Source organism: Faecalibacterium tardum, assembly GCF_040096515.1.
GTDB lineage: Bacteria > Bacillota > Clostridia > Oscillospirales > Ruminococcaceae > Faecalibacterium > Faecalibacterium tardum.
In genome coordinates, this window is sequence record NZ_JBBMEO010000016.1 from 1 (window position 1) to 24,314 (window position 24,314).

Annotated in this window: 20 protein-coding genes and 3 tRNA genes; 12 read left to right on the forward strand and 11 right to left on the reverse strand. The window is 58.8% G+C overall.

Annotation, left to right across the window (positions count from 1 at the left end):
• Nucleotides 1–154: 154 nt before the first annotated feature.
• The 5 genes from WMO44_RS09855 to WMO44_RS09875 form a co-directional block, all read right to left on the reverse strand.
• Complete coding sequence (locus tag WMO44_RS09855) at nucleotides 155–1,294, reverse strand: MFS transporter (protein WP_349152476.1); 1,140 nt, start codon at nucleotides 1,292–1,294, stop codon at nucleotides 155–157.
• Nucleotides 1,295–1,435: 141 nt separating this feature from the next.
• Nucleotides 1,436–2,599: a hypothetical protein gene (locus tag WMO44_RS09860; RefSeq protein ID WP_349152477.1), complete on the reverse strand. Its 1,164-nt coding sequence runs from the start codon at nucleotides 2,597–2,599 to the stop codon at nucleotides 1,436–1,438.
• Nucleotides 2,600–2,650: 51 nt separating this feature from the next.
• Nucleotides 2,651–2,893, reverse strand: coding sequence for an acyl carrier protein (locus tag WMO44_RS09865; RefSeq protein WP_005922973.1), 243 nt, complete (start codon nucleotides 2,891–2,893; stop codon nucleotides 2,651–2,653).
• 27 nt (nucleotides 2,894–2,920) lie between these two features.
• Nucleotides 2,921–4,387, reverse strand: coding sequence for a class I adenylate-forming enzyme family protein (locus WMO44_RS09870; protein WP_349152478.1), 1,467 nt, complete (start codon nucleotides 4,385–4,387; stop codon nucleotides 2,921–2,923).
• A 38-nt stretch (nucleotides 4,388–4,425) separates the two neighbouring features.
• Complete coding sequence (locus tag WMO44_RS09875; protein WP_349152479.1) at nucleotides 4,426–5,877, reverse strand: class I adenylate-forming enzyme family protein; 1,452 nt, start codon at nucleotides 5,875–5,877, stop codon at nucleotides 4,426–4,428.
• A gap of 402 nt (nucleotides 5,878–6,279) precedes the next feature.
• Between WMO44_RS09875 and WMO44_RS09880 the strand changes: the two genes are divergently transcribed.
• The 8 genes from WMO44_RS09880 (at nucleotide 6,280) to cysS (ending at nucleotide 17,048) form a co-directional block, all read left to right on the forward strand.
• Entirely contained in the window at nucleotides 6,280–7,395 is a 1,116-nt protein-coding gene (locus WMO44_RS09880; RefSeq protein ID WP_118658427.1) for an acyltransferase family protein, read from the forward strand.
• Between the two features lie 65 nt (nucleotides 7,396–7,460).
• On the forward strand, nucleotides 7,461–8,255 hold the full coding sequence (locus tag WMO44_RS09885; protein ID WP_349152480.1) for a hypothetical protein: 795 nt from the start codon (nucleotides 7,461–7,463) through the stop codon (nucleotides 8,253–8,255).
• Between the two features lie 34 nt (nucleotides 8,256–8,289).
• Nucleotides 8,290–9,894, forward strand: a complete 1,605-nt coding sequence (locus WMO44_RS09890; RefSeq protein WP_349152481.1) for a glycosyltransferase family 4 protein — start codon at nucleotides 8,290–8,292, stop codon at nucleotides 9,892–9,894.
• Nucleotides 9,895–10,074: 180 nt separating this feature from the next.
• Nucleotides 10,075–11,112 (forward strand): lysylphosphatidylglycerol synthase transmembrane domain-containing protein, encoded by a 1,038-nt coding sequence (locus tag WMO44_RS09895; protein ID WP_349152482.1) that lies wholly within the window; start codon nucleotides 10,075–10,077, stop codon nucleotides 11,110–11,112.
• 4 nt (nucleotides 11,113–11,116) lie between these two features.
• A complete protein-coding gene (locus WMO44_RS09900) occupies nucleotides 11,117–11,575 on the forward strand; it encodes a hypothetical protein (protein WP_349152483.1) in 459 nt (152 codons plus the stop codon).
• Nucleotides 11,576–12,154: 579 nt separating this feature from the next.
• Nucleotides 12,155–14,407: a formate C-acetyltransferase gene (gene pflB / locus WMO44_RS09905; RefSeq protein ID WP_349152484.1), complete on the forward strand. Its 2,253-nt coding sequence runs from the start codon at nucleotides 12,155–12,157 to the stop codon at nucleotides 14,405–14,407.
• Entirely contained in the window at nucleotides 14,394–15,146 is a 753-nt protein-coding gene (gene pflA, locus WMO44_RS09910) for a pyruvate formate-lyase-activating protein (protein ID WP_349152485.1), read from the forward strand. Before pflB ends, pflA begins: the two co-directional genes overlap by 14 nt.
• A gap of 504 nt (nucleotides 15,147–15,650) precedes the next feature.
• On the forward strand, nucleotides 15,651–17,048 hold the full coding sequence (gene cysS / locus WMO44_RS09915; protein ID WP_055186840.1) for a cysteine--tRNA ligase: 1,398 nt from the start codon (nucleotides 15,651–15,653) through the stop codon (nucleotides 17,046–17,048).
• A 156-nt stretch (nucleotides 17,049–17,204) separates the two neighbouring features.
• Here cysS and WMO44_RS09920 read toward each other — a convergent pair whose 3' ends face one another.
• From WMO44_RS09920 to WMO44_RS09940, 5 genes are all read right to left on the reverse strand, one after another.
• Nucleotides 17,205–18,422, reverse strand: a complete 1,218-nt coding sequence (locus WMO44_RS09920; RefSeq protein WP_015537293.1) for an iron-containing alcohol dehydrogenase — start codon at nucleotides 18,420–18,422, stop codon at nucleotides 17,205–17,207.
• 225 nt (nucleotides 18,423–18,647) lie between these two features.
• Nucleotides 18,648–18,723 (reverse strand) — tRNA-Thr (locus tag WMO44_RS09925).
• Between the two features lie 3 nt (nucleotides 18,724–18,726).
• Nucleotides 18,727–18,803: transfer RNA gene (locus WMO44_RS09930), tRNA-Asp, on the reverse strand.
• Nucleotides 18,804–19,015: 212 nt separating this feature from the next.
• Nucleotides 19,016–19,091, reverse strand: a tRNA-Trp gene (locus tag WMO44_RS09935).
• Between the two features lie 67 nt (nucleotides 19,092–19,158).
• The gene (locus WMO44_RS09940) at nucleotides 19,159–19,629 is read right to left on the reverse strand and encodes an RrF2 family transcriptional regulator (protein WP_055186842.1); all 471 of its coding nucleotides are present in this window, start codon (nucleotides 19,627–19,629) and stop codon (nucleotides 19,159–19,161) included.
• 132 nt (nucleotides 19,630–19,761) lie between these two features.
• On the opposite strand from WMO44_RS09940, the gene WMO44_RS09945 reads away from it, so the two are divergent.
• The 4 genes from WMO44_RS09945 (at nucleotide 19,762) to nifU (ending at nucleotide 22,632) form a co-directional block, all read left to right on the forward strand.
• Complete coding sequence (locus tag WMO44_RS09945) at nucleotides 19,762–20,085, forward strand: rhodanese-like domain-containing protein (RefSeq protein WP_055186843.1); 324 nt, start codon at nucleotides 19,762–19,764, stop codon at nucleotides 20,083–20,085.
• Nucleotides 20,086–20,395: 310 nt separating this feature from the next.
• The gene (locus tag WMO44_RS09950) at nucleotides 20,396–20,836 is read left to right on the forward strand and encodes a hypothetical protein (RefSeq protein WP_055186844.1); all 441 of its coding nucleotides are present in this window, start codon (nucleotides 20,396–20,398) and stop codon (nucleotides 20,834–20,836) included.
• A 132-nt stretch (nucleotides 20,837–20,968) separates the two neighbouring features.
• The gene (locus tag WMO44_RS09955; RefSeq protein WP_349152486.1) at nucleotides 20,969–22,186 is read left to right on the forward strand and encodes a cysteine desulfurase family protein; all 1,218 of its coding nucleotides are present in this window, start codon (nucleotides 20,969–20,971) and stop codon (nucleotides 22,184–22,186) included.
• Between the two features lie 2 nt (nucleotides 22,187–22,188).
• Entirely contained in the window at nucleotides 22,189–22,632 is a 444-nt protein-coding gene (gene nifU, locus WMO44_RS09960) for a Fe-S cluster assembly scaffold protein NifU (protein WP_015537288.1), read from the forward strand.
• 140 nt (nucleotides 22,633–22,772) lie between these two features.
• Here nifU and WMO44_RS09965 read toward each other — a convergent pair whose 3' ends face one another.
• Nucleotides 22,773–24,311 carry an ATP-binding protein gene (locus tag WMO44_RS09965; protein ID WP_349152487.1) on the reverse strand — a complete coding sequence of 513 codons (1,539 nt, stop codon included), beginning with the start codon at nucleotides 24,309–24,311 and terminating at the stop codon, nucleotides 22,773–22,775.
• Nucleotides 24,312–24,314 lie beyond the last annotated feature (3 nt).

The window sequence follows — 24,314 nt, forward strand, 5'->3', positions numbered from 1 at the left end:
GTGGAGTCCAGAGGTAGGGAGGGGGGAGTCGGAACACCCCTCCCTGCCTCTGGCCCAGCGGAGCGTCCCTGCGCGCTAAAGGCAAGCTGGAACTTCCCCTGCGGAGCATCTTCTAAATCGTCCCCGCTCCCGGCATTGCCGCGCCAGCGGCACATCATTCCTCCGGCAGCTTTGCCACCAGCAGGGTAAAGACCACCAGCCCCACGCAGGGCACGATGTTGGAAGCCATACCGGCGGCAAGCCCCACACGCTCGGCCACCATGCCGATGACCCACGGCATCAGGATGGCACCGCTGGAGGCCACCGGCAGCATGATGCCCATGCTGGTCACGCTGGTCATGCGTCCCGCGCTGGCCACGGCGGTGGGGTTCAGCCCGGACATCGAGATGGCAAAGGCGAACAGCAGCAGGATGGCTGCGCCCTGCGTGTGCGCCATGACCAGCAGCACATAGAACACGGTGCACAGCACGCTCATGCCCACCATGGCCTTGCGGGGATTTTTTAAGGGGAACACAAAGGCAATGAGCAGACGTCCCACCAGCGTAGCGCCCCACATCACGGTAACGGTGTAGGCCGCCAGCGTGCCCGCAATGATGCCGCTGCCTTTGAAGTAGGTCACCATCCAGCCGTTGACGCTCTGCTCGGCGGCGTTCTGGAAAAAGAGCAATCCGGTCAGCAGCCAGAAGCGGGCAGAGCGCAGAAAGCTCCAGTCGATGGCTTCCTTCTCGGCGCTGCTTTTGCTCCTACCGCCGCGCAGCGGGGTAAAGACGTATACCAGCCAGAGCAAAAGCCCCATGGCTGCCAGCAGAAAGACGGCCAGCTCGGTGCTTACCCGGGCTGCTGCCGCAATGAGGAAGGGGCACAGCAGTGCGCCGCAGGCGTAGCAGCTGTGCATCAGGTTCATGCCCCGGGTGCGGTCGGCGGAATGATCGCTGACCAGAATGGTACAGGTATTGATCACGCTGCCCTTAGCGATGCCCACCACAAAAAAAGCCGCTGCCAGCAGCGCCACTGCGCCGGTCAATCCCATGACGGCGTAGCCCACCGCATAGCCGATGGTCAGCAGCAGCACACTGCGTTTCATGCCCAGCGCACTGGGCAGCATGCCCATCAGCAGCCCCGCCAGCAGGTTGCCCACGCTCATCAGGGAGAGCAGTGTACCGGTCATGCCGTAGGCAAAGCCGTAGCGCTCCTGCAGCAGGCTGACCACCACACCTGCGCTGATGGCGCAGATGCCGCTGAAGAAAAAGGTCGCAAAGCCCGCATTGCGCAGGCGCGTGTTCTGTTGTTCCATGGTGTACCTCTCTTTGCGGAAATATCCTTTCTCTATTTAACCATTTTTTTGCGGCTTTGCAACCGGATTTTCTTACAAAAAGCAGCAAAAAACTGCCGCACAAAACGTGCGGCAGCCTTTTGCTTTTATAATATGTATTTCTCAGTCCAGATCTTCCGCTTCCAGCACCGCAACACCTTCGTTTTCAAAGGTCTTGCGGAGAAGATCGGCCAGACCCGGGTTGGGTGCCTTGTTGTGGATGCACAGGATGATCTTTCCGTTCAGGCTGGCGGCTTCCACACCCACGGATGCGCCATCCGGCGGCACCCAGACACCAAAATCTGTGGTGTACTGTGCCAGCTCCGGGGTGGCGGGCATCAGCGGGTTGCCCAGATAGCTGAGCCAGAAATCCGAAATGATGCCGCCAATGTACTCGCCCATCTGGAACACCCGCTGCTTGATGCGCAGGGGGGCTTTTTGCTGGTCCACCTTGTACACCCAGCCCATCTGCTCGGTCATGCGGCGGCGCTTGGACTGCGGCTGCAGATCCCGCTTGATATCTGCATCGATATCAGATACAAGATCTGCAAGGCGGGTGTGGGCTTGCAGCTGCACTGTATGCTCAAAGCTGCATACGCAGTTGTACAGCGCATGCGGCACACCGGCCACATCGCGGGTATCGGAGGAGTAGGAATACTGGATCTTCTCCTTGCCCAGATACTCCCGCATGGCCATGCACAGCAGACTCATCAGGGCGCTTACCGGCTTTGCGTTGTTTTCCAGTGCTTTTTCCACAAGGCTCTGCTTACTCAGGCACACCCGGGTACGGCGCAGCGCACCCTCGTAGGTCTGCACTACGTCCCGCCGGATGGCATCGCTCCCGGCCTCCACGGGTGGATACTCTTCCAGCATGGCCTGCATATCGTAGGGCGGGTCGCACATGATCTGCTGCACCGCAAAGGCTGTGCCGTAACGCAGGTTGCAGTACTGCTCCAGAATGCTGGTGAACAGGGGCGATACCCCGTGGCCGTCCAGTAGGAAGTGGTGCCAGTCAAAATAGACGGTATCCCCTTCGCAGCTGATGCAGAACAGATAGCCGTTCGTCTGTTCCGGGATATTGCGCATGGTGCTGCCGTGGTACACAAGGCAGGGCTCCGTATTGGGCTCCAGCCACATCTCCCGCTTTTCCTGCACCAGCCGCTGGGTATAATAAGGCGCACTTGCCAGGGCCGTTGTCAGTGCCCGCTGCAAAAGGGTGATATCCACCGCATCCCGCAGCGAGAACTGGTACCGGCACTGGACTTTTTCCCGACGAAAAAAATACATGACACCCTGAAAGTTATATTCCGTCGAGCGCTGTTGCGTTTCCATTGGTTTTTACCCCACGTTTGCTGCCAGATAATCCACCAGATCACCCATGGTGACAAAGTTGCGCAGCTCCTTTTCCGGGATGCGCAGACCAAAGGTCTCCTCAAGATCTGCCACAATGGTCAGGATCTCCATAGAGGACAGATCCAGATCGTCCATCAGGACGCTGCTTTCGGTCACATCCTCCGGCGATACCTCTGCGACGTCCTCCAGAATAGCCGTGATCTGAGAAATGATTTCTGCACGTTCCATCGTATTATGCTTCCTTTCTGTTGCGTTTTACTTGCGCACCAGCTTGCCCGTAGCGTTGCGGGGCAGCGGTGTTTCGCTGAACTCCACCACACCGATGCGCTTGTACAGCGGGACGGTGCGGTTCATCTGGGCAACAAAGTCACGCACGGTCTGCTGGTGCTCCTTTTCACAGTATACCACAACACCTATCTTTTTGCCCAGTTCTTTTACGATACATTCCTGTACGGCGGGACATTTTTCTACCATGCCCTCCAGCTCCTCGGGGCTGATGTTCTCGCCGCTGTCCAGAATGATCAGGTTCTTCTTGCGTCCGATGATGTAGTAGTAGCCGTCCTCGTCCACCCGGGCAAGGTCGCCGGTATGCACCCAGCCGTCCTTGTCGATGACCTCTGCGGTACCCTCCGGGTCTTTATAGTAGCCCATCATCACGCAGTCGCCGCGCATGCACAGCTCGCCGTCCGGCTCGATCTTGTAGTCCATGTACGCGCTGCCCTGACCCACGGCGCCAATGTGCTTTTCGTCCTGTGCAAAGTTGATGATACCGGCGGCGCAGGTCTCGGTAGCGCCGTAGCACTGGATGACGAACATCCCGTTGTGCGCCATATCCAGCAGCACCTGCGGGTCAAACATGGCAGAGGAGCCGATAGGCACCCACAGATTGCCCAGACGGTCGCGGTGGCCGCGCATCACGTCCTTGTGCAGGGCGTTCATGATCATCGGCACCACAGACATGATCTGGCTGGGCATCTTCTGGATATCGCGGTAGAAGTTGCGGATATCGCTGCCCAAGTTCAGCGGCCAGCCCATGACGGTGGTGGAGAACAGATCGATGAAAGCGCCCAGATGGAACATGGGCAGCACCATGTAGTGGCCGGGCAGGGGCTTTGTCAGATCGATCTTGTCTGCCAGCTGTGCGGAGATTGCCCACAGCACATGACCTGCGCTGAACAGGTTGCGCTCGCTCATCATAACGCCCTTGCTCAGGCCGGTGGTGCCGGAGGTGAACATCAGCACCATCAGGTCATCGTGACCGATGGGGTGCAGCTCGGCTGCCGGCTCATAGCTGCGGAAGCCGTCCATGGGACGCAGGATGCTGCCATAGGCGGCTTCCAGCTGTGCCTTGTTGCCGTAGTCCTCGCCGTCGGTCAAGATGGCGGCGGGCTCTACCAGCTCCAGCTCGTGGGACATCTCTTCCCAGCTCTTGCGCTGGTTCATCGGCACCAGCACGCAGCCTGCCATGATCGCGCCAAAGGTGTTTACCACATATTCGTAGCTGTTCTTGCTCAGCAGACAGATCTTTTTGCCTTTCACATCCGGGATGGTGCTCTGCAGGCAGGTGACCGTCCGGCGGACATCCTGTGCCAGCTCCTTAAAAAGGACGGTGGTCACCGTGTCAGTCTCCTCGGTGTAGTAACGGAAGGCTACGCGCTCGGGAAATTCCTTTTCCATGCCCTGCGTAATGGCATCGTACATCGTGTTCACGAATTTTTCCATTGTAGGCTCCATCCTGTTTTGTTCTGTTTGTTTTATCCTCAGCGCAGCAGTTTGCCCGTGGCGTTGCGGGGCAGCGGCTCTGCACTGAACTCCACCACACCGATGCGCTTATACAGCGGCAGGGTACGGTTCATCTCGGTGATATGCTCCTGCACAGTCTGCTGCTTGTCCTGCGGGCAGTACACCACAGTGCCGATCTTTTTGCCCATTTCCTTCACGACACATTCCTGCACGGCGGGGCATTTTTCCACAAGACCCTCCAGCTCCTCGGGGGTGATGTTCTCGCCGCTGTCCAGAATGATCAGGTTCTTCTTGCGGCCAGTCAGGTACATATAGCTGTCCTCTTCCAGCCGGGCGATGTCGCCGGTGTGGAACCAGCCGTCCTTGTCGATGACCTCAGCCGTGGCCTCGGGGTCCTTATAGTAGCCCAGCATGATGGGGGTGCCGCGCATGCACAGCTCGCCATCGTCCAGCTTATACTCGCAGCTGTTGTCCACATGGCCCACGCTGGTCAGGTGCTTTTCCTCCTGGGAGGAGTTCCAGGCACCATCGCCGCAGGTCTCGGTCATGCCGTACATCTGGGCAATAAAGAAGCCCTTGTCCATCAGATCCTTGAGCATCTGGGGGTCGAACATGGCTGCGCCGCAGGTCAGGACGCACAGGCCATTCAGGCGGTCGCGGCGGCCCTTCATCACATCCTTATACAGGCTCTTCAGCAGCACCGGCACCACAGCCATCACCTCGCTGTGCATCGCGCCGATATCGCGGTAGAAATACTTGAGGTCGTTGCACAGGTTGATGCAGTGGCCGGTAATGCTCCAGGATACCAGGCTGGTCATGGCCGAGATGTGGAACATGGGCAGCGCGGACAGCGAGCAGAACTTATCGGTGTCCCAGCCGGTCGCCTTGCGCACATCATCAAACGGATTCAGGAAGGCGGGCATGGCCGCAAACAGGTTCTTCTGGCTCAGCATAACGCCCTTGCTGCGGCCGGTGGTGCCGGAGGTAAACATGATAAAGGCCATCGCGGCAAGATCTTCCACTTCCTTTACATCCTGTGCGGGGGCAAAGGCGGTAAAGGCATCCATCGGCTCCAGCTTTGCACTGTAGGCATCCGCCAGAGCAGGCTCCCACTGCAGATACTCACCGTCCTGCAGCACACAGACCGGCTCCACCAGATCCAGCTCGTACTGGATCTCGTCCCAGTTCTTGCCCATATTCAGCGGCACTGCCACACCGCCCGCCAGCATGGTGCCGTACATGCAGATGACGTAGTGGTAGCTGTTGCGGGCTAGGATCGCGACCCGCTGCCCCTTGACATCCCCTGCCTTACTGCGCAGGAAGCTGACGAACCTGCGCAGATCCTGGGCATACTGGCGGTAGTACACCTCTGTTACGCCCTGTTTTGCCTCGTCATAATACCGGATCGCCACGCGGTCCGCATAGATCGTTTCCATATTACAAAGTGACTGATACAGCGATGTGACCATAATTTTAACCTCCCGGAGCATTTTGTCCTGCCCAGTGTCCGGCTCCGTCCTTCGGGGCGCAGCCCGGGCGCTCAACTGTGCCCAGTATACAATATCTTCCAGTGCAATGCAATACTTCTGCAACATTTAATTTCCAGCATTGACAATTTTTACTTGCATATCTTTTGGTGCGGTTCGGCCAAATTCTACCTTTCGTTGCAATCTGTCCGTTCCTGTGCTACAATTTTTAGCGCAAAATACCAGTTCCGGTATGATGCGGACTGCAAAACAAAATTGACAGTCTCTATAAAAAGCATTATACTAGCCATATATCATGACAATGCTGTATAAAAATCGATCGTTTGCGCCGTATCCGGCTTTTTTCTTGAGGGGTATTGGTCCGGCGCAGGGAAGGAATCTTTCATGGAAACAACCAAGCCCCGCACTGTCAGCTCCATCGGGATGTTTGATATGCTCAAGGGCGCTGGGATGCTGGCCATCGTGCTGGGACACACTGCGGAGCTTTATCCGCTTCAGTTGTCGAACGGCCTGTCGCTGACCGCCTTTTTGGTCTTTGTCTACCGCGAAACGCTGATGGCGGCCTTTTTCATCGCCAGCGGCTACGGCTTCCGCAAGCGCTCCATCGGCAAGTGCATCCACCAGCAGCTCAAAAGCCTGCTCAAGCCCTTTTGCTACACTGCGATGTTCACCACGGTGCTGCATTTTATCATTCACTATAAGACTTTTCACTACCTGCCCGGCTCCCTGAGCGAGAGCATCAAGGTGGCGGGCGGTTTTCTGCTGGGTCTGCCCCATACGGCTACCTACTTCGGGCAGGAGTTCTTTTCCTGCGGGCCCATGTGGTATCTGCTGGCGCTGCTGATGGGCTGGATCGCGCTGGACGTTATCCTGAACATCTTCCCGGAGCGGTACATCCCGTGGGCGGTGGGCGGCTGCGCCCTGCTGGGCTGGGGTGCCAGCCTTGTATGGGAGCTGCCCTTCTGCCTGATCCAAGGCGCGGTGATCACGCCGTACCTGTACCTTGGTTACCTTGCCAAGCGTCAGCACTGGCTGGATCAGCCCTTGTCCCGCCGGATGTCCTGCATCCTGTGGGCTGCCGTTCTGCTGATCCCGGCGGCTGCCTTTGCCACCGGCATCACCGACTGTGTGTCCATGGCAGAGTGGACCTTAGGCCCCATCAGCATCCTGCTGGACGGCCTTGCCGGCCTGCTGTTCGTCCGGCTGTTTCTGCGGCTGAACCGGCACCGGAACGCGCTGGTAAGCTTTTTTGAGGCCATTGGCCGCCGCTCCCTGTACATCTTCTGCATACATACCGTAGAGCTTACCGCTATTCCGTGGTATCTGTTCGCGGCGAAATACGCCGACCGCCCTGTTTTGGGCATCTGCCTGCAATATGTCCTTTCGCTGGGTTCCATCTGGCTTGTCTGTGCCCTGCTGCAACGGCGGCGGGATCTGGTCATCAAGCTGTTCCCCGCCCGGCGGCACACCCCGCAGGTGCACTACACCCCACGGCACTGATATTCTGAATGTTCCGGCTGCGGCGGCGCAGCCGATCTTAGGATTAGGAAGAGGAGGATCCCGTTATGAACCACGATGCCCCCGTGACCCCTGCTGCCCTGCAGGCGCACATTGCCGAGCTGGAGCAGCAGCTCAAGCTTTCGGACGAGGGTGTTTCCCAGCTGGCGCAGCGGTGTCTGGAGCTGGAACAGCAGCTGCTGACCTGCCAGACCGAGCTTTCCAGGCACAGCGCCGAGGCCGAAAACATTACCCTTACCCTGCCGCAGCTGTTCTATGACACCGGCAGCGGCTTTTCGCCCCGGGAATGCCTGATTGCCACCGAGGATGTCTACAACGAGCTGACCCACGAGGTGTCGGTCACCTTTATTCTGCCGGAGGACGCCCGCGCCGTCCGGCTGGACCCGGGCGAACTGGCCTGCTGCATCACTGACCTTGCCATCTCGGACGAACGCATCAGCTTTCAGCCGGTCAACGGCCTTGTATTGCAGGAGGACAGCCTGCTGTTTTTGGACGTAGACCCCAACCTTTCGCTGCACTGCACCACCGGCTTTGGTGCCGGCATGAAGTTTGCGGTGAACTATCACTACTACCCGCTGGGACGTTTTCTGCACGAGCAGCCCGGCAAATCTCTGCTGCGGGCGCTGAACGACCTGAAGCTGAAAAACGCCACCGCCGCGCAGGAAGCAGCCGAGGTATTGCAGGCCAGCCGCGCCGAGTGTATGCGGCTGAACCAGCAGCTGCTGACCCTGCAGGGCATCCAGCACGAATATCAGGTCTCGCTGGAAAATATGCGCGCCAGCAGCAGCTGGCGGCTGACCGCCCCGCTGCGCAAGCTGCTGACCCTGCTGCGCGGCCACTGAGCCCGCCCGATATTCTGCCCGGAGGAGTTGGATCATGTACACCAGTTACAGTACCCTGCAACGCAAGCAATTGTCCAAGCAGGTCTATACCGATACCCAGAGCACCTATCTTCTGGTCTACGCGCCGGGGCGTCACAAGGCGCTGGAAACGGCGCTGCAAAACCAGCTGCACCGCAAGTTCCGTCTGGTGACCCGGCTGGAGGGCGAGCTGACCCCCGCTGTGGCCGGGGTGCTGCTGGTAAGCGAGGATGTGGAGTGCACCCCCACCGCCCTGACCTATTTTGCCGCCGCCCTGCGGGAGGGCGCAGACCTTGCGGTCTGCGATGCTTCCTTTGGCTTTGACGGCGCTACCGCCCTGTACCTGAGCACCCAGCACCTGCCCGGCAGCCGCTGCGCACTGGTGTCCCGCACATTGCTGGACAAGGTACGCGCCACCGCCCGGGGCAGGGACAGCGTTACCGAACTGCTGCGTCTGGCCCATGCCATGGCGCAGCACAGCTGCCGCATCCCGCAGGCGCTGCTGCACTTCCGCCGGGAGCTGTGCGCCGACGATGTGTTCTCCGCCAAGGGACGCCGTGCGCTGATCCTGAGCCACGAGCTGACCATGACCGGTGCGCCCATCGTGCTGGTAAGCGCCGTGCCGGTGCTGCGCAACCTTGGCTTTGAGGTGGTGGTGCTGGGGCCGGCGGACGAAGGCTCGCTGCCGCTATTTCTGGAAGCCGGAGCCGCCGTGGTCACCCGCCCGGACTGCGTTACTTCCAGCGCCCTGTGGGGGCTGGCCACCAGCGCAGACCTTGTGCTGGCCAACACGGTGGTGGAAGCGCCGGTGGTGAACACCCTGAACGGCTCCTTTGTGCCAGTGCTGTGGTGGCTGCACGATGCCTTTGCGGGCTACCCCTTCATCTCTCACAGCATCCCCAAGGCGCTGGGCAAAAATATCCACGTCTGCGCCGTAGGCTCCCACGCCACCGCCGCCATGCACTCCGTCCGGCCGGATTTTGAAATCGAGCAGCTGATCTACGGTCTGCCGGACTACGCTGCCGAGCAGTTTCCCCGCTATGACATCAGCTTTGCCGGGGGGCGTCCCCTCTTTGTGACGGTAGGCTCGCTGGAGCACCGCAAGGGGCCGGATATCTTCTGCAATGCCATCCGGCTGCTGCCCTCTGCGGTGCGGGAAAAAGCCGTCTTTCTCTTTGTGGGCAAAGCCGCCGACAAGGGGATGTACAGCGCCGTGGACAGTCTGGTGCGAGACTACCCCCAGACCGTTTTCTACCGCAAGCGGCTGGAGCGCCCGGAGGTCAAATCCCTGATGGAGCAGTGCAACTGCGTGGTGTGTGCCTCCCGGGATGACCCCATGCCCACCTTCGTCACCGAGGGTCTGATCTTCGGCAAGCCCTCCATCGTATCCGAGCACACCGGCACCGCCGGGCTTGTGACCGAGGGCGTGGACGGTTTCCTCTACAAGGACGACGACCCGCAGCAGCTGGCCGATAAGCTGACTTGGGCCATCGAGCACCCGGAGGCACTGGCTGCCATGCACGACAGTTGCCGCCGCCTGTACGAGCAGCAGTTCTCCAACGAATCCTATGTAGCCACCCTGACAAGGCTGGTAAAAGAGCTGACGGACGGGGAAGAATAATGAAAAAACAATGCCGGACAGCTGCACGCTGCCCGGCATTGCTTTTTCACGGGAGAGGTCTCCCCATTTTATCAAATGCTCCAAATTGCCCAACAAAGTTCCGCTTCCGTTCACAAAGGGCGGCGGGAGATGTGCTATACTGGTCACAGAATTTCCGGTTGTGAAAGGAGTTTTGTTTCCATGAGCCAAGCCGCCGCGCAGCAGCCCTCCCGCAAAAAGACTGTGATCTCTCTGCTGGTGCTGCTGGCACTTACCTGCATCATCGTGTTCATTTTTAAGGATCACTGGGCCGAGATTACCACGGCGCTGGCGCAGCTGTCGGTGTGGCAGGTGCTGGCGGTTCTGGCGGTCGGCCTCAGCTACCCCCTGCTGGAAGGGTGCGTGGCGTGGGTCATCGTGCGCAGCCGTCTGCCGCAGTTCACCCTGCGGCAGGGGCTGGATGTGGGCTGGTGCGGCACCTTTGGCAACGTGGTCACGCTGGGTGCCGGTGCGGTACCGGTGCAGCTGTACTACCTGCACAAGGCCGGGCTGCCGCTGGGTCCCGGCGCAGGACTGATGACGCTGGAATACGTTTTCCACAAGAGCACGGTGCTCCTGTACGCCACCGTGATGCTGCTGTTACAGCACCGCTGGCTTGCCGCCAACACCACCGGTGTCATGCGCTACCTGCCCATGGCATACGCTGTGGTAGCGGTAATTATCGTGGCGCTGGTGCTGCTGTGCGTCTCGCCGCTGGTGCAGAACCTCGCCCGCTGGCTGCTGGGCTTTCTGCCCAAGACCGAAAAGTGGCAGCAGCACCGTGCCGACTGGTTGGAACAACTGGAGGTGTTGGGCACCGAGAGCCGCCGTCTGCTGGCAGATAAGCCCCGCTGCCTGAAAATTTTTGCCCTGCAGGCGCTCAAGCTGTTCGGGCTGTTCTGCCTGCCCTACCTGTGCATCCGGTTCATGGGGCTTTCGCCGCTGGGCTTCTGGCAGGTGCAGCTGCTCACCAGCCTGATGCTCTTCGTTTCCAACGCTCTGCCTAATGTGGCCGGGATGGGCTCGATCGAAACCGCCTTTCTGCTGGTGTTCGGCAGCTTTCTGGAGCAGGGCGAGGTGATGAGCGTGCTGATGCTCTACCGCATCGCCAGCTATTATGTAGTATTTGCCGCCAGTGCCGTGGGCTTTTTCATCGCCCAGCGGCACCTTGTCCAAATGGAGCCGCCAAAGGAGGCGTAAACGGATGAAAAGCTTCCACATTCCCCGCACCGCTTTATTTTTTATCCTGTTTGCACTGGCAGCTTTTGCGGTGCTTTACCGCCCCATCGACCTGAAGGCACTGGTGCGCGCCAGTTCGCAGGGCACGCTCCGCACCGAGGAAGTGGCGCATTTTGGCAGCACAAACGACATGGACTATCACCTCCTCTCCATGGACAGCGAAGAGTTCCGGCAAACGGCAGAATTGCTTTCCACCGTCTCCTGCCGCAAAAAGCTGAACCAGAACTATTCTGCCTACACCCACGATACCTTCCCGGTGCAGTCGGTCACCGTCAGCTTTTATGACGATGCCGAAAACCAGAAGTTTCTGCTGACGGTGTACTCTGACGGTGTGTGCATCCTGAACAGCGCCTTTGTCAGCGTAAAATACCCCGGCGGCGGCGCAGCGCAGTTGTATGAACAGCTGGCGGGGCTGGGGCAGTAAAAACAAAAATCGGGGCACTCAGGTGGTCAAGTTGAGTGTCCCGTTTTTGTTTTCTTTGCGTCGGCTGTGGTACCAAACACAGCCGGTGCCGCGCCGGAAGCAGCAGAGCAAACCGTGCTGCCGCTTCCCGTAGAAAAGAGAAAGGAATGGAGGAATGGAGCGGAGCGCTTGCAGACGCTCCTTTTTTCTGGTGCAACGCGGTTAGAATTAGCTAACCACCGCTGCGAGAACAGGATACCACAGTCAGTTAGTCTTGTCAACCCTTAATTTGCAAATTTTTTCGCAAAGTTGCCGCGCCGCCGGGGTTTCGGCGTTTTTTCTACATTCTGCCCAAAGAATAGCCTTTCCGCTGGAAGAAAACCCACTTGTTTTCTATTGCTTTTTAAAGTGGTTCTTGCTATTATAATAACGCAAGATTTTGTGGGCAGGTTTTTATTTTTGTCTACACCTTGTAGTAAGAGCTGCCGCTGCCGGCAGTTCAAGACCGTTTCGCCCCCAGAAAACCGCCTATGCAGAGCGGTTTTTCAAAGGCTCATTAGTTAGAATATGCTAACCGCGTAATGGAGCAAGGAGGTTCCAATGATTCAGTTTGAACAGTGGGAAGGCTTCGAAGGCCGTATCTGGAAGGAAGAGGTCAATGTGCGTGACTTCATCCAGAAAAACTACACCCCGTATGACGGCGACGAAAGCTTTCTGGCAGGCCCCACCGAGGCTACCGATAAGCTTTGGGGTGCTTTGCAGCAGCTGCAAAAGGCCGAGCGCGCCAAGGGCGGCGTGCTGGATATGGAGACCGAGGTGGTCAGCAGCCTGACCTCCTACGGCCCCGGCTATATTGACGAAACCCTGAAGGATCTGGAGCAGATCGTAGGTCTGCAGACCGACAAGCCCCTCAAGCGTGCCTTTATGCCCTACGGCGGCATCAAGATGGCAGAGCAGGCCTGCACCACCTACGGCTACCAGCCCTCTGCCGAGCTGCACAAGATCTTTACCGACTACACCCGCACCCACAATCAGGCTGTGTTCGATGCCTACACCCCGGAGATGAAGAAGGCACGCCACACCCACATCATCACCGGTCTGCCGGACACCTATGGCCGCGGCCGCATCGTGGGCGACTACCGCCGCGTTGCCCTGTACGGCATCGATGCCCTGATCCAGTTCAAGCAGGAGGATCTTGCCAACTGCGGCGACGGCACCATGACCGATGACGTCATCCGTCTGCGCGAGGAGATCGCCCGCCAGATCAGCGCCCTGAAGGGCATGAAGAAGATGGCCGAGGCCTACGGCTACGACATCTCCCAGCCCGCCAAGGACGCCAAGGAGGCCTGCCAGTGGCTGTACTTCGGCTATCTGGCTGCCATCAAGACCCAGAACGGCGCTGCCATGAGCGTGGGCCGCATCTCCACCTTCCTTGATATCTATATCCAGCGCGATCTGGACAAGGGCATCCTGACCGAAAGTCAGGCGCAGGAGCTCATCGACCACATGGTCATGAAGTTCCGCATGGTCAAGTTTGCCCGCATCCCCAGCTACAACCAGCTGTTCTCCGGCGACCCCGTGTGGGCGACTCTGGAGGTGGGCGGCATCGGCATGGACGGCCGCAGCATGGTCACCAAGAACTGCTACCGCTTCCTGCACACGCTGGAGAACATGGGCCCCGCACCGGAGCCCAACCTGACCGTGCTGTACTCCTCTGCTCTGCCGGAGGCCTTTAAGAAGTACGCCGCCAAGGTATCCGTCAACACCAGCAGCGTCCAGTACGAGAACGACGATGTGATGAAGCCCGTCTGGGGCGATGATTACTCCATCTGCTGCTGCGTGTCTGCCACCCAGACCGGCAAGGAGATGCAGTTCTTCGGCGCACGCGCCAACCTTGCCAAGTGCCTGCTGTACGCCATCAACGGCGGCGTGGACGAGAAGAGCCACGAGCAGTGCGGCCCCAACTATGCCCCCATCACCAGCGAGTACCTGACCTATGACGAGGTTCTGCCCAAGTATGTGCAGATGCTGGACTGGCTGGCCGGGCTGTACGTCAACGTGCTGAATCTCATCCAGTATATGCACGACAAGTATTACTACGAGGAAGCCGAGATGGCACTCATTGACACCGATGTGCGCCGCACCTTTGCCACCGGCATTGCAGGCTTCTCCCACGTGATCGACTCCCTGAGCGCCATCAAGTACGCCAAGGTGAAGGTGGTGCGCGATGAAAGCGGCCTTGCCACCGGCTTTGAGACCGAGGGCGACTTCCCCAAGTACGGCAACGATGACGACCGCGCCGACGAGATCGGCGTGTGGCTGCTCAAGACCTTCCTTGAGATGATCAAGAAGCGCCACACCTACCGCAACTCCGAGGCTACCACCTCCATCCTGACCATCACCTCCAACGTGGTGTACGGCAAGTACACCGGCGCTCTGCCGGACGGCCGCGCCGCCTTCACCCCGTTTGCCCCCGGTGCTACCCCCAGCTACGGTGCCGAGCAGAACGGCCTGCTGGCTTCGCTGAACTCCGTGGCAAAGCTGCCCTACCACTGGGCACTGGACGGCATCTCCAACACCCAGACCATCAACCCCGAGGCACTGGGTCACAGCGAGGGCGAGCGCGTGGAGAATCTGGTGCAGGTGCTGGACGGCTACTTCGATCAGGGCGCACACCACCTGAACGTGAATGTCTTTGGCAAGGAGAAGCTGCTGGACGCCATGGAGCACCCCGAGAAGGAAGAGTACGCCAACTTCACCATCCGCGTTTCCGGCTACGCTGTCAAGTTCATCGACCTGACCCGTGAGCAGCAGCTGGACGTGCTGGCCCGTACCTGCCATGGCGTCCTGTAAGACCCTTGGGTACGTCCACTCGCTGGAATCCTTCGGCTCGGTGGACGGCCCCGGCGTGCGCTTTGTGGTGTTTTTGCAGGGGTGTGCCCTGCGGTGCAAGTACTGCCACAACCCCGAAACATGGGCGGAGGGCGGCGAAGAATGGACGGCAGAAGCGCTGTTCCAGCGGGTATACCGCTACCGCAACTACTGGGGCAAAAAGGGCGGCATCACGGTCAGCGGCGGCGAGCCGCTGCGGCAGCTGGACTTTTTGACCGAGTTCTTCACGCTGGCGCGCGCTAAGGGCGTGCACACGGCGCTGGACACCGCCGGGCAGCCTTTCCGCCCAGACGACCCGGCGTATCTGACGGCATTTGACCGTCTGATGGCTAACACCAGTCTGGTGATCTTAGACCTCAAGGAGATCGACCCGGAGCGTCACCGGCAGCTCACCGGCAAAGACAACGCCAACATCCTTGCCATGGCGCGGCACATCTCCGACCTCGGCATTCCGCTGTGGGTGCGGCACGTCCTTGTGCCCGGTCTGACCGACGATGAGGAGGGTCTGCGCAAAACGGCTGACTTTATCCGCAGCCTGAAAACGGTGCAGCGGGTGGAGGTGCTGCCCTACCACACCTTGGGGCTGTTCAAATGGCAAAAGCTGGGCATCCCCTATCCCCTGCCGGACGCTGTACCGCCCACCGCAGAGCAGGTAAAGCGCGCAGAGGAGCTGCTGGAAGTGAACCGCTATCCCGGGTAAAGCACCACCGTTTTGATCGCGCTCCGCTTCGCTCTGCGCCCTTCCCGTGAAAATGGGATATCGGAACGCCCGCAGGCGTTCCGATATCCCGAAATTTAAAATAATTCTTCCGCTGAAGATGCCCAAAGCAACGCGGCGGGCATTCTGAATCGTTCTTCGTTCCACCTTGACTTCCCTGCACCGCACCGCTATAATAAAGGGGTAAAAGGATAAATGCGTTTATCCGGGCAGAGTAGCGCCGCACACCGTCTGCGCAGAGAGAACAGGCCACTGGCTGGAAGCCTGTTTGCAGACCGCTGCGCAAAGTGCGCCCGGACAGCACGCGGCGGGAACCCCGTGGGGAAGTATCGCCGTGCGGTGCGCCGCCGTTACCGGCTTTGAGCGACAAACAGAAGTGGAACCGCGATTTTGATTTTAAAACCGCCTTCGGAGTTGTGCCTTGTGCACCGCTCCGGGGGCGTTTTGTTTTGCGGCTTCTGTTTGGAACAAAAAGGAGAATTAACCATGCAGATCTTCAACACCCTGACCCGACAGAAGGAAGAATTTGTGCCGCAGGTGCCCGGCGAGTACCGCATCTACGTCTGCGGCCCTACCGTGTACAACTATATCCACATTGGCAACGCACGCCCGCTGATCGTGTTCGACACCCTGCGCCGCTATCTGGAATACCGGGGCAACAAGGTGATCTACGTTTCCAACATCACCGATATCGACGATAAGCTCATCAAGAAGGGACAGGAAGAGGGCACCTCCATGAAGGAGGTGGCGCAGCGCTTTGAGGCCGAGTACCTGAAGGATGCCGCCGGTCTGAACTGCGAAAAGCCCACCGTGCAGCCCCGCGCTACCGAGCACATCCCCCAGATTTTGGATATCGTCAAGGATCTGATCGACTCCGGCCACGCCTACGTTGCCAAAAACGGCGATGTGTACTTCCGGGTGAAGAGCGACCCCGGCTACGGCAAGCTGAGCCACCTGAATCTGGACGATCTGGAAAGCGGCAACCGCGAGCTGCGCAGCCGCATGGAAGACGATCTGAAGGAAGATCCCGCCGACTTTGCCGTCTGGAAGGCAGCAAAGCCCGGTGAACCCGCATGGGAAAGCCCCTACGGCATGGGCCGCCCGGGCTGGCACATTGAGTGCAGCGCCATGAGCCGCACCCATCTGGGCAAGACCATCGACCTGCACTGCGGCGGTCAGGATCTGATCTTCCCCCACCACGAAAACGAGATCGCCCAGAGCGAGTGCGCCAACGGCTGCGAGTTTGCCCGCTACTGGATGCACAACGGCTTCATCAACGTGGACAACCAGAAGATGTCCAAGAGCCTGCACAACTTCTTTACCGTGCGGGATGTGGCAAACCTCTACGGCTACGAGCCCATCCGCTACTTCATGCTGACCGCCGGCTACCGGATGCCCCTGAACTACACCGTGGACCTCATCGAGAGCTGCAAGAACAGTCTGGAGCGCCTGTACACCTGCCGCGAGAATCTGGACTTTGCCCTGAGCAAGACCGACTTTGGCACCGACGAGACCCTGAAGGAAAAGGCCGCCGAGGCACGCACCAAGTTCTGCACCGCCATGGACGACGACCTGAACACCCCGGATGCGCTTGCTGCCGTGTTTGATCTGGTCAAGGAGATCAACACCCTGTCCGCTGCTTCCAGCAAGGCTGCACTGGAGACCGCTGCCGCCGCTTTTGACGAGATTACCGGCGTGCTGGGTCTGCTGTACAACCGCAAGAAAGACGAGGTGCCCGCCGAGGTGACCGCGCTGGTAGAGAAGCGCGCTGCCGCCAAGAAGGCCAAGGACTGGGCCACCGCCGATGCCATCCGCGCACAGCTGACCGAACTGGGCTGGGCTGTGAAGGACACCGCACAGGGTCCCCAGCTGAGCAAGCTGTAACGCCTTAGTAGTATGAAAGGGGTTCGGAAACGCCTACGGCGTTTCCGAACCCCTTTTTTCACGGGAGAATGCAGGCGAAAACGGCAAAAGCCCCGCAGGGCGGTATGCTCTGCGGGGCTTTTGGCGCTAGGGGAGGTGTACTAAAGGAAGGACGGATCAGAAATCCACCTCGGTGTCGTAGTAGCAGCACTTGAGCAGCTTCTCCATTTCCTCCTGACTGGGCTGGCGGGGGTTGGAGCCGGTGCAGGCGTCGGCGATGGCGTTCTTGGCGATCTCGGGCAGACGCTCCAGGAACACATTCTCCGGCACAAAGCCCTGCTCGGTGGGGTAGGAGTCCGGGCCATAGTGCTGGATGCAGTGGGGGATGTTCAGCGCATCGTTCATGCCGCGCAGGTACTCGATAAGCAGCTTGACCTTCTCGTCATCGTTTGCGCCGCCCAGCTTCATCTCGTCTGCGATGACGCCGTAGCGCTTCTTGGCCTCGGGGTCCTTGGCGTTGAAGGCGATGACCTTGGGCAGGTACATGGCGTTGGCAGCGCCGTGGATGATGTGTGCGCCGTAGTCTGCAAAGGCAGCGCCGGTCTTGTGTGCCATGGAGTGCACGATGCCCAGCAGAGCATTGGAGAAGGCCATACCGGCAAGGCACTGGGCGTTGTGCATGGAGTCGCGCTTGGACATATCGCCATTGTAGCTGTCCACCAGATCGCCTTGGATCATACGGATGGCGAAGATAGCCAGAGGATCGGTGTAGTCGCAGTGTGCGGTGGAAACATAAGCCTCCACAGCGTGGGTCATGGCGTCCATACCGGTGTGGGCAACCAGCTTCTTGGGCATGGTCTCAGCCAGATCGGGGTCAACGATGGCCACGTCCGGGGTGATCTCAAAGTCTGCGATGGGGTACTTGATGCCCTTCTGGTAGTCGGTGATAATGGAGAAAGCGGTCACCTCGGTGGCAGTGCCGGAGGTGGAGGAAATGGCGCAGAAGTGTGCCTTGCGGCGCAGCGGCGGGATGCCGAACACCTTGCACATTTCCTCAAAGGTGATCTCGGGGTACTCGTACTTGATCCACATAGCCTTGGCAGCGTCAATGGGAGAGCCGCCGCCCATGGCGATGATCCAGTCGGGCTCAAACTTCAGCATAGCCTCGGCACCGCGCATGACGGTCTCCACGGAAGGATCGGGTTCGATGCCCTCGAACAGCTCTACCTCCATGCCGGCTTCCTTCAGGTACTCCACCGCACGATCCAAAAAGCCGAAGCGTTTCATGGAGCCGCCGCCGACGCAGATCATTGCCTTTTTGCCGGTAAAGGACTTCAGTGCCTCCAGAGCGCCCTTGCCATGGTACAGATCACGGGGCAAAGTAAAACGAGCCATAATACAAAACCTCCAAAAATAGTACGGCACACACAGCGCTGTGCCGTATTTTTATTTATTATGTTAATTATATAACAATTCGGAGGTAGCTTCAATTGACGTAGCGGAAGAAAAAGTCGTTCTATTTTGGGCGGTTTCCACAAGCAGTAGGATGCAACAAGCCCTCTGCCCTGAAAAAGCGCAAAAAAGCACCCCGAAGTCCTAAAACTTCGAGGTGCTTGCCTTTGGAGCTGCTATCCAGATTCGAACTGGAGACCTCATCCTTACCAAGGATGCGCTCTACCAACTGAGCTATAGCAGCAAATGGCGACCCGGATCGGGCTCGAACCGACGACCCCCAGCGTGACAGGCTGGTGCTCTAACCAACTGAGCTACCGGGCCATGATCGCTCAAGTTCGTGCGGCATCTTACCGCGGGAACGTGCTCTATTATATCGGAAAGTCGGCCTGTTGTCAAGCACAAATTTGCGGAAAATGCAATTTTTTGCAAAAGGGGGTAAAGGAACGAACTCCCTCAGTCAAAACCTGACGGTTTTGACTGAGGGAGTTTTACCAAAAAACAAAACGCACAAGTTCCGAAGAACCTGTGCGTCATGGCAGGGGTAGTAAGTTTCGAACTCACGGCACGCGGTTTTGGAGACCGCTGCTCTACCAGCTGAGCTATACCCCTATATACATTCGCTGAATGCTTGATTATTATAGCCGATGCAAAGGGGAATGTCAAGCCTTATTTTTACTTATTTCTCATTTTTCGTGCCGCCGCAGCTGCAGCAGCTCTCCTGCGCGGCGGAATCCAGCGCAGGCAGCTGGCTTGCCAGCTGCTCCAGCGTAACGCTGTCGATGTACTGGTTGATCACCTCATCCAGCCCCGCCCAGAACGGCAGAGTGAAGCACTGCTCGGACATAGGGCACTCGTTGGTCACGCTGCCAAGGCACGGAATGGGCGCCACGCTGCCCTCGATGGCGCGCAGGATCTCGCCGGCGGTGTAGTCGGCAGCATCCTTAGTCAGGCGGTAGCCGCCCTGACTGCCCCGCTCGCTCTTGACCAGCCCCACCCGCGCCAGCGGGGTGACGATCTGCTCCAGATATTTCAGGCTCAGGTTCTGCCGCTCGCTGATCTCCTTTAGGCTGACGGTGGTGCCCGGCGCATAGCGCGCCAGCTCCGCCATCAGGCGCAGGGCGTAGCGGCTCTTGGTGGAAAATTTCATGGTAGTCCTCTCCTTGCTGTATTTCATAGTATAGCACGTTACTCGGATTTTGCAAAGGACAAACCTCTTGTGCAAACAAAAAAGGTCTGCTATCATAGGATGGAACAGAACCTATCTTTGAGGAGTGAGAGTATGACAGAGAAGATCACCGCAGCAGACGCCATCCGTCTGCTGGATTCCGGCAAGGCTGTCGCCGTGGATGTGCGCGAGCCGGACGAATACGCCGTGGGGCACATCCCCGGGGCAAAGCTGCTGCCGCTGGGGCAGGTCATCGACCGTGCCGCCGAGGTGCTGCCGGACAAAAACGCCCTGTGGCTGGTATACTGCCGCACCGGCCGCCGCAGCGCCGATGCCGTGCAGAAGCTGGAAAGCCTTGGCTACACCAACCTGCGGGACCTTGGCGGCATTTTAAGCTGGCCCTACGAGATCGAGGGCGACTTTGAGGGGCATTTTTAAGGAAAACCATTGAAATGCCCTCCGCTTATGCTCTGGGCATAAATAGCGGAAAATTTATTTTTATTTCGCGTTTGTCGCGGCCTGCGGGCCGCTCCAAACGCATTTTCACAAAAGGGGCTTAGAAAACCGGCGTCCTTCACTCGTGAAAAAGAGCATCTGAAAAGCCCGCAGGCTTTTCAGATGCTCAAATAAAAAATCCAATTCCACTAAAAATATCCAGAGCGCAGCGGAGGATATTCCAAATCGTCCCGCCAAAAAGCCGCTTATTATAATAAGAAGCGCAAAACCACAACAGAAAGGAAACCATGCCATGTCGTTCCATGCAAAAGAGTTCGCGGGCAGCCACTGCGGCTGCCGTTACCAGCAGGATTACCGCCCTACCTTAGGGCGGGACGGCAAAAAGGAATCCGGCACGCTGGAGGTCATCAAGTTCTACTACGATGGCGCTATCCGCTTTGAGCAGCACTGCTACGGCGAGGCTGCCACCTTTGTGTTCGGCGTGTGGGCGTCCGGCATGGATGAGGACGGCACGCTGCACTGGGTACTGCCGGACCGCCGCAAGAGCTATTACGACGAGAGCTATCTGCCCAAAAAGCTGGACCGGGTGGACGAAGCCGGAAACTTGTACTTTGACGGCGGCATCTTTCCGTGGAAGCTGGCGGACGACTTTGCCGAGGATAAGCGCTGGGGCTACCCCAAGTGGAAGGTGTTACTGGGAAAACTGACCGGAAAGGGCAAAAAAGGTGACTGAATCACGAAAATCCAGTATTCATATTGACATACTAGGGAATGATATGGTATAACTTATCCGTTGAAAGGATTCCGCATCTGCACAGGGCATTCAAGGCTCCTGCAGACGCGTTCATAAGAAAGGATCATTCCTATGGAAAACATGGAAAAAGTGGTTTATCTGGATAATGCTGCCACCACTCCCTGTGCTCCCGAGGCACTGGAAATGATGGTCAAAGCCCTGAGCGGTGCCTGCGGCAACCCCAGCAGCCATTACAGCATCGGCTACGAGGCAAAGGAATTTGTGGACACCGGCCGTGCGCAGGTGGCAAAGGCCATCAATGCAAGTCCGGCTGAGCTCTTCTTTACCAGCTGCGGCTCCGAGGCCGACAACTGGGCGGTGAAGGGCACTGCCTTTACCAAGGCACGCCAGAACAAAAAGCACCTCATCACCAGCGCTTTTGAGCACCATGCCATCATGCACAGCATGGCTGCACTGGAGCGCATGGGCTTTGAAGTGACCTATATCAAGCCCACCGCCGAGGGCTACATCCGTCCCGAGGACGTGGAAGCTGCCATCCGTCCCGATACCGCGCTGGTCAGCATTATGATGGCCAACAACGAGATCGGCACCATCCAGCCCATCAAGGAGATTGCCGAGGTCGCTCACAAGCACGGTGTCTGGATGCACACCGATGCCGTGCAGGCTGTGGGTGCCATCCCCGTGGATGTGAAGGAGCTGGGCGTGGATATGCTGTCCATGAGCGCCCACAAGTTCAACGGCCCCAAGGGCATGGGTGCACTGTACTGCCGCAAGGGCGTATGGCCCCAGAACCTGATCGACGGCGGCAGTCAGGAGGCCCGCCACCGTGCAGGCACCGAGAACGTTGCCGGTATCGCCGGCATGGGCAAGGCGCTGGAAATGGCTACCACGCATCTGGAAGAGCGCATGGCCCACGAGAGCGAGCTGCGCGATTACGTCATCGACCGCATCCTCAAGAACATCCCGGAAGCCCGCCTGAACGGCGGCCGCAGCCCCCGTCTGCCCAACAATGTGAACATCAGCTTCCCGGGTCTGGAGGGCGAGACCATCCTGCTGGATCTGGATATGCACGGCATCTGCGCCTCCACCGGCTCTGCCTGCAACTCCGACAGTCTGGACCCCAGCCATGTGCTGCTGAGCATCGGCGTACCTGAGGAGATCGGCCACGGCTCCATGCGGTTCACCTTTGGCCCGCAGAACACCATGGAAGAAGCAAAATATCTGTGTGACGTGCTGGAGGAGGTCATTCCCCGCCGCCGCGCTATGAGTTGTATGTGGCTGCAGGGTCAGAACAAGGCCCGCCAGTTCAGCCTGAAGGGAGAACAGTAATTATGGCAAGTATGTATAGTGCCAAGGTCATGGAGCATTTCGCAAATCCGCACAACGTAGGTGAGCTGCCTGACGCAAACGGCGTGGGTGAAGTGGGCAACCCCAAGTGCGGCGACATCATGCGCATGTACCTGAAAATTGAGAACAATGTGATCGTGGACGTCAAGTTCCTCACCTTTGGCTGCGGCGCAGCCATTGCCACCAGCAGCATGGCCACCGACCTGATCAAGGGCAAGACCGTGGACGAGGCGCTGAAGCTGACCAACAAGGCCGTTGTGGAGGCTCTGGAGGGTCTGCCCCCGGTCAAGGTGCACTGCTCTGTTCTGGCCGAGCAGGCCGTCAAGGCTGCTCTGTCCGACTACTACCGCCGTCAGGGCATTGATCCGGAACCCATCGTGGGCAAGCTGGAAGAGGACTGTGAGCACTGCGAGAGCTGCGGCAACTGATCCTGACAGCATCCTAAGCAAAAAAAGAGGACACCGCTTCGTGCGGTGTCCTTTTTTTGCGTCCCCACTTGTGAGAAAAGGGGTTCAGAAACGCCCGCAGGCGTTTCTGAACCCCAAAAAATCAAATCGTTTTCCGTGCCTTACACCCCGCCGTGGCGGCGCTGCTCGGCGGCAAGCTCCTGCTGCAAAGCAGCCTTGCGGTGATCCAGCAGCAGATCCTTGTTATACTTGAAGTACCGTTCGCAGCCGTTCTCGGTGAGGAACTGGTGGGAGGCGGGGTTCACCGTAAGCTCGGTGACGAATACCACCATCTCCTGACTTTCCGCAAAGGCCTGCTCCATAAAGTCGAAAGCGGCTTCCAGCGCAGCAGCGGCGGTCTTTTGGGTGGTCTCGCGCTGGTCCGCCAGCGCACGGAACTGACCGCGCAGCAGGTCGAAGGCCTCCTGCGTACCGGCGGCGTTGGCGCGGCGCAACTCCCCTTCCCACTGGTGCAGCGCGGCCTGCACCTGCAGACGGTTTGTCAGCTCTGCCTTGCCCAGCAGCCCGGCGTCACGCTTTTGCTGGGTCTCGGCTTCGTAGTCCTTAATCTGCTGGCTGAACAGCTCCGCAGAGCCGTCCGGGATATCCTCCGGCAGGGTAGCCAGCGCCTTTTTGGTCTCCCGCAAAAAGGCATAGCAGGCATCGGCCACGGCATCCGCCTGCAAAGAGGCAGCAAAGCGGGTATCCAGCCCCGCCAGCAGCAGGCTGACAAGGCTGAGCCGCTCGTCAAAGGGAGCCTGCAGCAGCCGGGCGAACACAGCGGGCTTTGCCTGCCCGGCAAGGATCTCCTCCACGCCGTAGTCGTCCCGGTACTTGTAGTACAGGTCCAGATAGGCCGAGAAGTCCTCGGCGATTTTCGGGTGCTGGATATACTCCCGGATCAATTCCTCGTCTGCCTGCAAGCCCAGCGTTTCGTAGGTGTCCAGCAGGTTGGAAAGATCCTCCCAGCCGCGGGCGGTGACGAACTGAGTGCCGTCCACGTCCGCATTGATCTGGTAAAAGTTCTGGGGATGCAGCTCCAGATAGCTCAGGATGGCGCTGTGGATATGCGCAGCACGGGCGTAGTCCTTCCACACCGGCAGATCGGGCTCGATATCCATGCGGCGCACACGGTCAAGGGTCACGATGTCAAAATCCCGGACGGACTTGTTATACTCCGGCGGGTTGCCTGCCGCCACGATGACCCAGCCCGCAGGCACGGCCTGATTGCCAAAGGTCTTGCACTGCAAAAATTGCAGCATGGTGGGGGCCAGCGTCTCGGACACGCAGTTGATCTCGTCGATGAACAAAATACCCTCAGAAAGGCCGGTGGTCTCCATTTTGGCATAGATGCTGGCAATGATTTCGCTCATGGTGTACTCGGTCACCGATACGTCCTTATCGCCGTAGTGGCGCTGCCGGATAAAGGGCAGACCCACGGCGCTCTGGCGGGTGTGGTGGGTGATGGTGTAGGCCACCAGCGCTACCCCGCACTCCCGGGCCACCTGCTCCATCACCTGCGTTTTGCCAATGCCCGGAGGCCCCATCAGCAGGATGGGGCGCTGCCGGATGGCGGGAATGGCGTATTCGCCCAGCGCATCCTTGGCAAGGTAGGCTTTTACGGTATGCTCGATCTCTTCTTTGGCACGTTTGATATTCATAAT